The organism is Megasphaera stantonii (genome assembly GCF_003367905.1).
Lineage (GTDB): Bacteria > Bacillota > Negativicutes > Veillonellales > Megasphaeraceae > Megasphaera > Megasphaera stantonii.
On sequence record NZ_CP029462.1, the window covers coordinates 613,127 to 625,363 of the forward strand.

General features: G+C 54.4%; 10 protein-coding genes. All 10 read right to left on the minus strand.

All coding sequences use genetic code 11. The annotated features are described in order from the left end of the window. Nucleotides 1-259: 259 nt before the first annotated feature. Nucleotides 260-1,804 carry a 4-hydroxyphenylacetate 3-hydroxylase N-terminal domain-containing protein gene (locus DKB62_RS02945; protein ID WP_158099962.1) on the minus strand — a complete coding sequence of 515 codons (1,545 nt, stop codon included), beginning with the start codon at nt 1,802-1,804 and terminating at the stop codon, nt 260-262. A 256-nt stretch (nt 1,805-2,060) separates the two neighbouring features. Beyond that, nucleotides 2,061-3,794 (minus strand): sigma 54-interacting transcriptional regulator, encoded by a 1,734-nt coding sequence (locus DKB62_RS02950; protein WP_087478028.1) that lies wholly within the window; start codon nt 3,792-3,794, stop codon nt 2,061-2,063. A 119-nt stretch (nt 3,795-3,913) separates the two neighbouring features. After that, a complete protein-coding gene (locus DKB62_RS02955) occupies nt 3,914-4,831 on the minus strand; it encodes a SufB/SufD family protein (protein ID WP_087478027.1) in 918 nt (305 codons plus the stop codon). Further along, entirely contained in the window at nt 4,831-5,568 is a 738-nt protein-coding gene (locus DKB62_RS02960) for an ABC transporter ATP-binding protein (protein WP_107196449.1), read from the minus strand. The genes DKB62_RS02955 and DKB62_RS02960 overlap by 1 nt, the downstream gene beginning before the upstream one ends. Nucleotides 5,569-5,782: 214 nt before the next feature. Beyond that, nucleotides 5,783-7,870 carry a heavy metal translocating P-type ATPase gene (locus tag DKB62_RS02965; RefSeq protein ID WP_107196448.1) on the minus strand — a complete coding sequence of 696 codons (2,088 nt, stop codon included), beginning with the start codon at nt 7,868-7,870 and terminating at the stop codon, nt 5,783-5,785. A 1-nt stretch (nt 7,871) separates the two neighbouring features. Further along, nucleotides 7,872-8,534, minus strand: coding sequence for an HMA2 domain-containing protein (locus tag DKB62_RS02970; protein WP_095629513.1), 663 nt, complete (start codon nt 8,532-8,534; stop codon nt 7,872-7,874). A gap of 2 nt (nt 8,535-8,536) precedes the next feature. Next, nucleotides 8,537-8,872 carry an HMA2 domain-containing protein gene (locus DKB62_RS02975; protein WP_240320133.1) on the minus strand — a complete coding sequence of 112 codons (336 nt, stop codon included), beginning with the start codon at nt 8,870-8,872 and terminating at the stop codon, nt 8,537-8,539. A 32-nt stretch (nt 8,873-8,904) separates the two neighbouring features. Next, entirely contained in the window at nt 8,905-9,120 is a 216-nt protein-coding gene (locus DKB62_RS02980) for a 50S ribosomal protein L9 (RefSeq protein ID WP_087478022.1), read from the minus strand. Nucleotides 9,121-9,286: 166 nt separating this feature from the next. Then, nucleotides 9,287-10,159: a UTP--glucose-1-phosphate uridylyltransferase GalU gene (gene galU / locus DKB62_RS02985; RefSeq protein WP_107196447.1), complete on the minus strand. Its 873-nt coding sequence runs from the start codon at nt 10,157-10,159 to the stop codon at nt 9,287-9,289. A 12-nt stretch (nt 10,160-10,171) separates the two neighbouring features. After that, the gene (locus DKB62_RS02990; RefSeq protein ID WP_107196446.1) at nt 10,172-12,151 is read right to left on the minus strand and encodes an LPO_1073/Vpar_1526 family protein; all 1,980 of its coding nucleotides are present in this window, start codon (nt 12,149-12,151) and stop codon (nt 10,172-10,174) included. Nucleotides 12,152-12,237: the final 86 nt, after the last annotated feature.

Genomic DNA, 12,237 nt, shown 5'->3' on the forward strand with positions numbered 1-12,237 from the left:
CATCAGGCAGGCAGTACCATCAACGTATAGTAATTATCGTTTATATTATTATAGCACGGCTTGTCAACTCAATCAATACCATTATGGTGTAGTTTTATATTTTGAATGCATGTCCCGTATATCCAGAAGATATGCGCTACCGCAAAGCTGCCTAAACAGAAAAGTATACTCCCCCAGTCATGCGAGGAGTATACTTTTTTACTATGTGCTGCTTAGGTTACACTACGGTGTCTTATTCTCCTGATCTGCTGCGAAAACCTTAGCTTTCAACCTTCGGCAAATCGAGAGTCGTACAGATACGGCCTTGGCGCTTGCCGATGGTGTCGATAAATTCTTCGGCCTTCTGCGCGTCCGTTTCAATGCCTGTGGCAACTTTTACGAGGCCTTTCAGGTATTCCCAGTCCGTATACATTCTGGCCATGACGGTCGACGCTTCCTGGTTGCCGCCGCCGTGGAGGGCCATAGCCGTCCAGTTGGAGCCGCGTACCATGTGTTCGATGAAGCGGCTGGCCCGCAGACGGTCGAAGGCGTTGTATTTCGGGTTGCCCGGGTTGAAGGCTCTCTGGCACAGTTCGCCGACTTCGGGATTTCTCATATCCAGTTCGGACGGAGCCGTTTCGCCGAAGCCTGCCAGGATATCGCGGGCGTACCGAACGGCGTCGAAGGGAATCTTCGTGCAGGTGTATTTGCACGTATGGGACATGAGCGGGTTGGGAATCCAGAAGCCGCTGGGATGCTGGAATCCTTCTACGCCCGAAGCAATGGACAGGCCGTAAACCGTTTCAGCAGTCATTGCCATTTCCGTGAGCTTCGTCCGGATATGACCGGCTTTCTGCACGCCGACCATATCGGCCAACAGACTTGCCGCGCCGCAAAGAGCCGAGCATCCGCCGGCCTTACAGCCGCCGGCCGTCAATCTGTGGACTGCCGTGAAGTAGCTCAGGAGCCGTCCTACATACTGCGTTTCGCCGCAGAGGAATACTCTTTCATTCGGTACGAATACGTGATCGAAGTATACGAGCGCCTGATGGTCGGCATACTGTTTGCCCAAGTCGATGCCTTCGATATCGCCTTCGACTTCAAAGAAGCGTTTATCCTGAGGCGTACGACCTAAAACAAAGGTCAGTCCCGGCGTATCGGCAGGAACAGCGCAGGCAACGGCAAAGTCCTTGTCTTCCGGCTTCATGTTCGTCGTCGGGACGATGACGATTTCATGAGCGAAGAGGATACCCGTCTGGTTGCACTTGAACCCGCTGATGACGATGCCGTCTTCGCGGACTTCGTCGACATGGACGTAGGAATCGCGGTCAGCCTGCGCATGAGGCGGCGCCGTCCGCAGCCCTTTGACGTCCGTTACCGTAACGGTACAGGTCAAGTCGTTCTGCTGTACGTATTTCAGGAAATTCATGAAGCGTTCAAAATAGTTGGTACCCAAGTCGTGGTCCATGTCGTAGCACGCAGGGCCTAATCCGGCAAATGCTTCCGAGCCGGTGCAGCGGTGCGTACAGCAACCGATAACTTCAGCCAGCGCTCTGGCAGCTCTGGTCTTGCGGTTCGCGTCTTCTGCCGAACGGAGGGGAGCGTTGTAAATACTGACCCGTTCGTCGAGCATATGGGACGGAACAGTAATCAGATCCTGCCAGTCCGGGCGATGCTGCAGTTCGTAAATCTTGGAGATAGCGTTGAAGCTGGCCGCCAAGGGCGGATAGGTCGTAACGTCTTCAATTTTCTCTCCCAGGAACCATACGTTCATCGGTTTTCTGGCGCGAATGCTGTCTTGGAATTGTTGTTTAGTCATTAACATACCAAACCCCTCCTTCGCTGGACTCATATTTCATACACTATCCTATACCTGATGGATCTTTCACAAATATATATGAAATAAATATGCCAAATACAAAAAAGCTGCAAATGGCGTAAATACGGGCCTTTAAAAACATATCGGCATCCAGTGCGATGTATATTTACATCGCCTGTATGCCGATATCCTTACTGCTTATTGCCGATGCCATGATGGTACCGCTTTCGTCCAACCGATGCGCGTTGACATCACTTCTATGCTATATTGCATCGTTTTTATCCTTTTCATGGGAGCCGACGCCCCATTTTTTCATTTTCCGCACGACCGTTGACTGGTCTATCTCCAGCGCCTTCGCCATGGCCCGCGTCGAGCGGTATTCCCGGTACGCCTGCATCAGCAGCTCTTTTTCCATTTCTTCTACGGCCCGCTTCCACGGCACGAGACGCTGCACCTTGACGGCCGCCCCGGAATCCTCGCCCGTTCCCTTGCCGACAAAATGGCTGGGCGTCAGCTTGTTTTCCGACGGCAGGACGATCATCGTCTCGACGGCGTTTTCCAGCTCGCGGATATTGCCCGGCCAGTCCTGACGCATGAGGAAGCGGTACAGTTCCGGAGAAATCTCCTTTTCCTTGCCGTACTTTTCATTGAAATATTTCAGGAAATAGTTGACCAGGGGGATGATGTCCTCGCGCCGCTCCCGCAGCGGCGGAATATGGATGTGAATGACGTTGAGGCGATAATACAAGTCCTGCCGGAACGTCCCCTGACAGACCATACTCCACAAGTCCTTGTTCGTCGCCGCGATCAGGCGGACGTCTACCTTGACCGGCTTGGCCGCGCCGATGCGCTGCACTTCTTTTTCCTGTATGACACGGAGCAGCTTGACCTGCGCTGCCAGGCTGAGCTCGCCCACCTCGTCCAGGAGCAGGGTTCCCTTGTTGGCCAGCTCGAAAAAGCCGACCTTGCCCTGCCGCCGCGCACCTGTAAAGGCGCCGCTTTCATAGCCGAACAGCTCCGACTCGAACAAGGTGTCGGGGATGGCGCCGCAGTTTATCTTGATAAAAGGCTTGTCCTTTCGCCGGCTCGTGTGATAAATTTCGTTGACGACGACTTCCTTCCCCGTTCCCGACTCGCCCGTAATCAATACGACGGACTCGACGTCGGCGACGACGTGCACCAGATGAAGTATCTTCTTCATGGCCGGGCTGTGGGCCACGATGGGGCCGCCGCTGCCGTTGAACAAGGATATTTCCCGCATATAGCTCTTCGTGTACAGCCGCTGCTCTTCCAGCTTTTTGCGCAGCGTATTGAGAGCCGACATGTCCTGTATGCTGATGACGATGGTCTTGAGGCGGTGCTGCCGGTCGAATATGGGCGCGCCGGTGCACAAGAGCTCCTTTTGCTTGTACGTTCCCGACACGACGATGCGCTTCGGGTCTTCGTTCATCTTGCGGACCAGTTCGCCGCAGACGGAATGCTCCCGGTCAAGTATTTCCATAGACCGCCCCAAGACGTCGCGCCGCTTGATGCCGAAGGTCGTTTCCAAGGCCTTGTTGACCCGGATGATGACGCCGTTTTTATCGGCCACGACGATGCCGTCGGCGACGACCTCCAAAATAGCGTCGATTTCTTCCAGTACGTCTATGACGTTGTCCAATTCCTGGGCGGAGCACCGCTCTTTCCCCGATATATGGGCGACGATAATGCTGCCCTGCCGCTGACCGGCCTGGGTCCAGGGCAGGAGATGGCAGATAATCATGCCCCCCTCTACTGCGACGGCAAAGCGCCCCTGCCCATGTACGACGTCGATTTGCGCCTCCAGCGCGCCGATAAGCTCATCCTCCGTCACGCCTAATTCCGCCTTGAGCTCGTCAGCCGCTCCATTGCGGTATACGGCGCGGCCGTCTGTATGGACGATAAAAATCGCGCAGTAAATAGAATTCAGTATTGCGTCAAAGTCTGCATATCGGCGAAACGCCGCCTCTCCGTTCATGCCGTCCCCCTCCTTTTTCTCCTTATTGTACACTATTTTCCCGCCCTTTGCCTACTCTTTCCGCCTATGCAAAAACCAGCCTCCCCCTAATGGGGAAAGACTGGTTTCTCTTGCGCCTATTATTTTAAGAAGCCCTGGATGATCATTTCTTCCGCTTCTTCTGCCGTAAGGCCTAACGTCATGAGCTTGGTCAGCTGTTCGCCGGCAATCTTGCCGATAGCCGCTTCGTGAATCAGGGCCGCGTCCGTATCGTTGGCCGTCAGCTCAGGAATCGCCGAAATCTTGGCGTCGTCCATGATGATGGAGTCGCAGGCTGAATGGCCGTGGCACTGGGCATTGCCGATGACCTTGGCCCGGAAAATCTGATGGGACGTGCCGCGGGCGACGGCGCGGGATACGACATCCGTGCTGGAATCCTTGCCGTTCAGTTCAACTTCAAACTCCGTTTCGGCAAACTGCACGCCGTCGGTCATGAGCTTTTCCTTGACGATAAACGTCGCGCTGGCTGCCAAATCAGCCTTCGTGACGCGCTTCGTCGAGTCGACGCCCTTAATCTGCGTCGTTTCCATTTCCATATAGCTGCCTTCTTCCATATGGACGATGGTTTCCGGGTTCATGATCTTCTGGCCCTTGCCGTCCCCGTCGCCGTAGTGCTTTTCTACATAGCGGACGCGGGCATTCTTGCCGATATGGAAGGTATGAATTCCGTCGTGCTGCGAGCCGTCGTCGCTGCCGCAGTGGATGCCGCAGCCGGCGACGATAACCACATCGGCCCCTTCTCCGACATAAAAATCATTGTATACGACATCCTTGAGACCGGCCTGGCTCAGGACGACGGGAATGTGCACGGCTTCGTGCTGCGTTTCCGGCTTAATATACACGTTGATGCCCGGACGGTCCTTCTGCGGTTCGATTTCGATATGAGCCGTCGAAGCGCGGCCGACGCTCTGGCCGTTCGAGCGGATATTATATGCGCCTTCAGGAATGCCATGCAAATCGGCGATGACTTCCAGCAAATGTTCTTGATACTTATCCATCAGACTTCCTCCTTATAAAACTTGCAGTTTCCTACGACGTCCATCAATTCAGGAAGGACTTCTTCCTTCGTGCCGACTTTGCGGACCGTGCCGTCGGCAATGAGGACAATTTCATCGGCAATGTTGAGAATGCGTTCCTGATGGGAAATGATGAGAATCGACTGCTTCTGGTCGTGCATTCTTTCAAATACCTTGATGAGCTTATGGAAGCTCCATAAGTCGATACCGGCTTCTGGTTCGTCAAACAACGCCAGCTCCGTGTTCTTGCGGGCTACGATCGTGGCGATTTCAATGCGCTTCAATTCGCCGCCCGACAAGGACGCGTCCACTTCGCGGTTGATGTAATTTTCTGCGCACAGGCCGACTTCGGACAGGTATTGACAGACGACGCATTTGTCGAGCTTCTTATTGCCCGCCGCCAGACAGAGCAGGTCCATGACGGTGATGCCCTTGAAGCGCACAGGCTGCTGAAAGGCGTAGCCGATGCCGTTCTGGGCCCGCTTCGTAATGTCCCAGTCCGTAATGTCCTGGCCGTTGAAGAAAATCTGGCCGCTCGTCGGCTTTTCAATGCCGGCGATTAATTTAGCCAGCGTCGATTTGCCGCCGCCGTTCGGGCCGGTAATGACGACGAATTTCTGTTCGTCGATGACCAGATTGATATCTTTTAAAATTTCCTTTGTATTTTTCGTACCATTTTCGTCGGGAACGGAAAACGATACATGGCGTAATTCTAACATGTATTCTTTCACTCCTTTAATGGTTAGGACTGACTTTCGTCATTCATACAGTAGTATATCATACTAATATGGTGATGTATACATAAAAAAATATAAAATTCCGGATAAAATTGTTTCTCCACCCCGGCAGATAAAAAATAATTCCCTGCAGCTGATTCACTGTACCAACTGCAGGGAATTCCCAGAACAAAGGAGCTTATATGTCAGGATAAAATTACGCTTTCACCATGCGGCGAGACACGCCGAGAATGCGCACGCTGTTCAATACGACGGCCAGCGTCGCTGTATTGTGGATGACTGCGGCCCATAAGGGGCTGATGCGCCCCAGCGCGCCGAGAAGCATAGCTGCTGAATTGACGACAATCGTCGCCGTAAAATTCTGATTGATGACCTTCATGGTCTGCCGGCCAATCTTCAATGCATCATACAATTTTCCCGGATCTTCGGAGCGAATCGTAATAGCTGCCGATTCAGCCGCTATATCCGTCTTGTTGCCGCCCAGGCTGACGCCGATATCGGCAAAGGCCAGTGCCGGCGCGTCGTTGATGCCGTCGCCGACCATCATGACGCTGCCCCGCTTCTGCAGCTTCATGACGTAATTAGCCTTATCTTCTGGCAGTATTTCAGCATGATAGGAATCAATGTCCATTTCGCGGGCCACTTCTGCCGCCACTTCCTTGGAATCGCCAGTCAGCATGATGACTTCGTCTACACCGATGCGGCGCATTTGATTGAGGGTTTTCTTCATAGCCGGGCGAACCGGGTCTTCAATCGTCAGGCAGCCGATATACTGCTTGTCCCGCGCGACAAACAGCAGATTTTTTCCCCATGACTTGTCGCTTTTTTCCGGCATGCCCTGCACGCCTTCTTCCTGCATGAAGCGGCGGCTTCCGACGAGGACGTCGCCGCCGGCAAAGTCTTCAAAGGGAGGCACGGAGGCCCTCATGCCGCGGGCTACAACCGTTTCGGACATATCGTGATGCGGTACGTCCCAGCCGTGAGCCTTGACGTATTTCTGCACCGCTACGGCCAGCGGATGAACGGAGTGCATTTCCGCCGACGCAGCCAGTAAAATCATTTCCTTTTCGCCTACGCCGGGAACCGTAGAAATATGGGCAATCTGCGGTACGCCCATGGTAATCGTGCCGGTCTTATCGAGGACAACCGTATCGATATCGGCCAGATTTTCGATGTAGTTGCCGCCTTTAATGAGAATCCCCTTGCGGGCCGCCATGCCGATGGCCGCAGAAATGGCCGTCGCCGTCGACAGCTTCAGGCCGCAGGAGAAGTCGATGAACAGCAGGTTCAGCACGCGCTGCCAGTCCTTCGTCGCACCATAGACAATAGCCGCGCCGATAAAGGAAATAGGAACGAGCATATTGGCCATCTTATCGGCAAAATTCTGCACTGGCGCGCGGCGGGTCTGCGCCTCTTCGACCAAGTGGATAATCTGGGCCAGCGACGTATCGGCGCCGACCTTTTCGACCTTGACGACGAGGTCTCCGGCCTCGATGACGCTGCCGGCATATACAAAGGTCCCGGGCTGCTTGATAGCCGGATTCGATTCGCCCGTAATGGAGGCCTGATTGACTGCCGCATTCCCGCCGACGACTTTCCCGTCCACACAGATCTTTTCGCCCAGATGGACGGCAATCGTATCGCCTACCTTCAGTGAGTCGACAGGGACCTTTCGTTCCCGGCCATTTTCCACGAGCCATACGTCCCGCTGATCCAGCTTCAAGAGGCCCGAAATCTGGCGGCGCGCCCGTTCGGCAGCATATTCCGTCAGCATTTCCGCTCCATTGGAAAGGGCCAGCAAGGTCAGGCTCGATTCGGGCTTGCCAGCCAGGACGGACGCGGCCACAGCCGTAGCGGTCAGCGTATCGGCATTAGCCTGCTTGTCCCGGATAACGCCCATGACGCCGTTCTGGATAAACCGCCGGGCGATAAATAAGGTAAACAAGCGCCGGAACAGGAGAATGCCGTCGTAAAATTCCGGATTCGTTTTGCGTAAAATATTCATGGCGATAAAGCCGCCGACAGAAATAATGGCTTCGCGCCGGTATGCCGCTACGTCCCATTCTTTTTTATCTTCCTTAGCTTTTCCGTATTTCTGCTCAAAGGAGCGGACCAACATGCGGATAATCCGCAGATCCACCTTCCCCTGGTAGTATATGGTCAGCTTTTGCTCGTCAGACGAGGCGGCAGCCACGCCGGGAATCTGGCGCAGCTTGACGCTCAGGATAGAGCGCATGCGCAGGGGCAGCACGCTGTGAAGCGGCAGGGTACAACACGTATACATCTTATCTCCGCCCCCTCATCAACGACGTAGCCCACCACAGCATCTGCGGTCCCGACGGGCGCTGATTCTGGCCGATCATCTTGCGCATGCCCCGCACGGCCAAAAAGAGAGACAAGAGGGAACGCAAATCAAAGACGTTGGCCGTCTTCTGCGATACGGCAGAATTCAAGAAATTCAGCGTCTCATACAGCACATCCGTATAAGCCGACGCAGCCGTTTTCGTCTGCACAGGCGCCGGCACATACGGCGGAGCCGGAACAGCGGGAAAAATACGTTCCCCTAAATAACGTTCCAACGCATCCAGAGCCCCTTCATTATCCGAGCATACCAGAATACTCCCTGTCGCCGCATTGACTTCCACGCGCCGCGCCGCCGGCAAACTGCCGAGAGCCTGCTGCAGAAGCTCGGCCAGGGGCTGATTCTGCACTAATGCGGCAGCCCGATATCGGCGTCGGCCCCGTGTAGAAGATACACAGGCAAAAGCCGGTATATTCGGTCTGACAGGCGCGGCAGGCATAGCCGGAGCCGCATAGGGAGGATTGGCAGCCTGTTTTCCCATTCCCTTGCCCCTTCCTCCGGCTGGAGAAAATCCGCCGCCGGACACCATGTTATGAATCGCCTTTCCGATAGAAGCTCCCAACATAAATCCGGAAGCATAAGACATAATCAACCTCTCCTTTCCGCATGGTTCATGATATACTGTTCCACCCGGGCCAATTCGGCATTGCTCCGCAGCGCCTGCGGCCTGTACAAAATCAGCACGGAACCGGTAACAATATTGATTTCTACCTTATCAATTTCCCTATAGCTGGCCACATAGGCATATATCTTTCCGGCCAGCTCCGCATTGCCGACCAGCTTGCGGCTGTACAAGCGGATGCGCCCCGGAAGATACGATGAAATGCGCACAGCGCGGATGATAAAATCCCATTTCGATACAGGAAGCACGTGAGTAAGCCGTCCCTTCTTATCAATGATTACCAGTGTAAAAAAGACCGTCACCGCCATGGCGACAGTCTTTTCTATAACGCTTCTTATTTTGCCGCTGCTTCCTGCGCCGCAATCAAGTCTTCCAATTCTTCTTTTTGACGCTGTAATTCAGCCAAAGGCACATCGGCCGTAACCGTCCCGGCTGCCGGCTGCTGCAGGGCCAACAGCTGCTGCTCCCGTTCTGTAAGCAGTTTATACCCAAATACGCCGGCGACGACGCCAATACCTAAGCCAATCCAAAAATCGCTGTTCTGAAACATAGCCAACCTCTCCTTCGTAAATAGAAACTGATACTTATTACTCATTTATTATATATCAAATGAAGGCTGATGTAAATATTTTTGATAATAATTATTTTATTTAATATTGAAATTTGAACAAAAAAATGGAGAGTCCCTTTTGGTACTCTCCATTTCACGCATCCATTTATTTTGTCATCAAATCTTTCAAATACTTCCGGAAGGGCTCGCCCAAATCGGGACGGCGCAGGGCATACTCGACCGTCGCCTTTAAAAAGCCCAGCTTGTCGCCTACGTCGTAGCGTTTGCCTTCAAAGCAGTAGGCGTATACGGCTTCGCGCGACGCCATAGTCTGAATCGCGTCGGTCAGCTGGATTTCTCCGCCTTTGCCCGGCTCGGTGCGGGCCAGCACTTCAAAGACGTCGGGCGTAATGATGTAACGGCCCAGGACGGCCGTACGGCTCGGCGCTTCTTCGATAGACGGCTTTTCAATCATATTCGTAACCCGCAGGACATTCTTTCCTTCGACGGGAACGCCGGCTACGATTCCATAGGACGATACCTTCTCCAAGGGCACTTCCTGGCAGCCTAAAATCGTCGCGCCTAAGTCGTTATAAATGTCGATCATCTGGCGCAGAGCCGGGTTCGTTTCGTTGTATACGACGTCGTCGCCGAGAAGGACGGCAAAGGGTTCGTCATCGATAAAGGACCGGGCGCACAAGATAGCGTCGCCTAAGCCGCGCATGTGCTTCTGCCGGATGTAGTGGATGTTGATTTCCGAAATACTGCGGACCATCTTCAGCAGCGACTCCTGCCCGTGGCTTTCCAAATGCATTTCCAGGCCCGGATTCGTATCGAAATGGTCCTCGATGGCCCGCTTGGCGTGGCCGCTGATGATCAGGATTTCTTCGATGCCGCTCTGCAGGGCTTCTTCTACAATATATTGAATCGTCGGCTTATCGACGATAGGCAGCATTTCCTTCGGCGTAGCCTTCGTCGCCGGCAAAAAACGGGTGCCGAAGCCGGCAGCCGGTATGACAGCCTTACGAATTTTCTTCATAGCAGATCCTCCTTATTCAAACCAGCGGGACAAATCGAATTCTTCGCCGATCTGTTCCTTGATATATCCCTGCGCTAAATACAAGCCTAATAGCGACAAGGTGGAGATGCGCAGCATCGTGCTGTCCCAAATGTCGCCCAAATCGGCCAGTACCGGCGAAATATCTTCCATAATATCCAGGGCTTCTTCGCCGCCGAAGCCGGCAGGCCGTTTTTTCGCCAGCCGCAGCAGCTGCGACTGCATGGCCCTGTCGGAAATACCGGCCAGGCGGAAGAACCGCGTCGCCATGCTTTCGTCGATCATAGCCAGCTTCACCAGGGGCGAATTGAAGGAACGGACGATATATTCCGCCGGCATGGGCGTTCCCTTCAGCACCTTGCGCAGTTCCTCTTCCGTAAAGCCGCGGTAGCGGAATAAGAGCGGATACGAATCAGCCAGGATTTCAGCAAAGTGCGTTTCCTTGCCTTCAAAAGCCGTGCAGTGGAGATAATCGAGCTGCTGGTAATAGGGGCGTTCCGTCGGGAATCCGTCGAGGAAGGGCAGTACGTACTTGTCGATGTACTGGCCGAAGGTTTCGGCGTCGACGTTGTGGGAATTGCGCGAATACAGGAACAGCAGCAGGACAGACAGTATCTTATAGTGGTTGTCCGACAGATAAGGCATGATTTTCAAGGCGTCGACGGCGACGAGATGGCGCGTCGAAACAGGCGAGCCCTGCACGATATCGGCAAAGGCCTGCAATGCCATCGCCGCGACGTAATCCTTCGGATGGGCCACGTAGGCCTTTTGCACGTTCTGCAGCGCTTCCTGGGCCAGCAGCGACGACAGGGCTTTCTTTCGTTCGCCGTCGGATCGGCAGCCGATGCGGCGGAAGGCCGCCGCCGTAATCGAAGCAGCCTGCGCTTTCATATCCTCGGTCACCATGCCGAATTGACGCAGGAAATGAGCCGTGCATTGGGACATAAAGGGCGAATCGGCTTCGGGAGCCGCTTCCCAAATAGACGGCCGGCCGGCCATTGGCGCAGCTTTCGCCGCCGAGCGGGACAGGTCGTTGCCCCAGGGGCTCTTCTGCTGCTTCGTCTCGTTGCCGGCGTCAGTATGCGTATGCTGCCGTACCGGCGGCATGACGGCCGTTTCGTCGCTTGCCGGGGCCGCGCCGGTCTGACGCACGGCATCAGACAAGCGGCCTGCGTCGAACATAACTGTTTCGTCTGCCGCAGCAGCCGTTTCTTCCTGCTTTCTGCGCAGCTCGGCCGGACTGATGACCTGCGTTTCGTCGGAGACGCTTTTGGCGGCAGCCTTGGCCGTTTCAGCCATGACTTCCTGCACGATGCGGCGTCCCGGCCGCGCCGCGGCTTCGCCCTGCGATTTCGCCTCTAAATCGGCGGCTACGACGGCGGCCATATCGGCCAAGGCGGCGCGGGGAGCCTCTTCGTCTTCCCGTTCTCCCTCAGACCGTTCAGCGGCTTTGGCGCTCCGCAATGCTTCAGCCATGTCTTTCTTCTTGGCTTCTTCTTCCTTCGCCTTGTGAGCCGCAGCTTCTTCTTTATCGATTTTATCCATGGCTTCTAATATTTCTTCGCGCGACAATACCTGTGTCGCGTCGAGATGTTCCTGCTTCTTAGCCGGACGATGCGGTTCTTCGTATACGATTTTTCCGTCGCGGCGTACGGCTTCTCCCTTCGTCGTCACGAAGGCCGTTTCGTCGGGATTTTCCTGACGCTCCCGCACGGTTACGTTAGAAATGCGAGGAATGGGCGCCGTATCTTCCCTGACGGGCTGCTGCGGCTGCGCCGAGCGTCTTTTTTCCGCCTCGTCATACCCGAGGGACGACTTGCCCTGGCCTGGCCGTTCGGACGCGGCGCGGCTGTGGCGGTTCTTTCCTTTTTTCTCTTCCTTCTCCGAGCTGCCGCCGGAAAATAAAATATAGCATACTACAAAAAAGACAACTGCAATGCCAGCTACAATAGCATATGGTAACAAATTTGCCATATCAACCTCTCCTCTATCTTGCTCTATCAAATATCTTTCCCTATTGTATCATACTGCATCTATTTTAGCACTAGCCTATTTAGGTT

Coding starts and splice junctions, on each gene's coding strand:
- DKB62_RS02945 (WP_158099962.1), bottom strand. CDS start 1,804: ATGTTAATGACTAAACAACAATTCCAAGACAGCATTCGCGCCAGAAAA.
- DKB62_RS02950 (WP_087478028.1), bottom strand. CDS start 3,794: ATGAACGGAGAGGCGGCGTTTCGCCGATATGCAGACTTTGACGCAATA.
- DKB62_RS02955 (WP_087478027.1), bottom strand. CDS start 4,831: ATGGATAAGTATCAAGAACATTTGCTGGAAGTCATCGCCGATTTGCAT.
- DKB62_RS02960 (WP_107196449.1), bottom strand. CDS start 5,568: ATGTTAGAATTACGCCATGTATCGTTTTCCGTTCCCGACGAAAATGGT.
- DKB62_RS02965 (WP_107196448.1), bottom strand. CDS start 7,870: ATGTATACGTGTTGTACCCTGCCGCTTCACAGCGTGCTGCCCCTGCGC.
- DKB62_RS02970 (WP_095629513.1), bottom strand. CDS start 8,534: ATGTCTTATGCTTCCGGATTTATGTTGGGAGCTTCTATCGGAAAGGCG.
- DKB62_RS02980 (WP_087478022.1), bottom strand. CDS start 9,120: ATGTTTCAGAACAGCGATTTTTGGATTGGCTTAGGTATTGGCGTCGTC.
- galU (WP_107196447.1), bottom strand. CDS start 10,159: ATGAAGAAAATTCGTAAGGCTGTCATACCGGCTGCCGGCTTCGGCACC.
- DKB62_RS02990 (WP_107196446.1), bottom strand. CDS start 12,151: ATGGCAAATTTGTTACCATATGCTATTGTAGCTGGCATTGCAGTTGTC.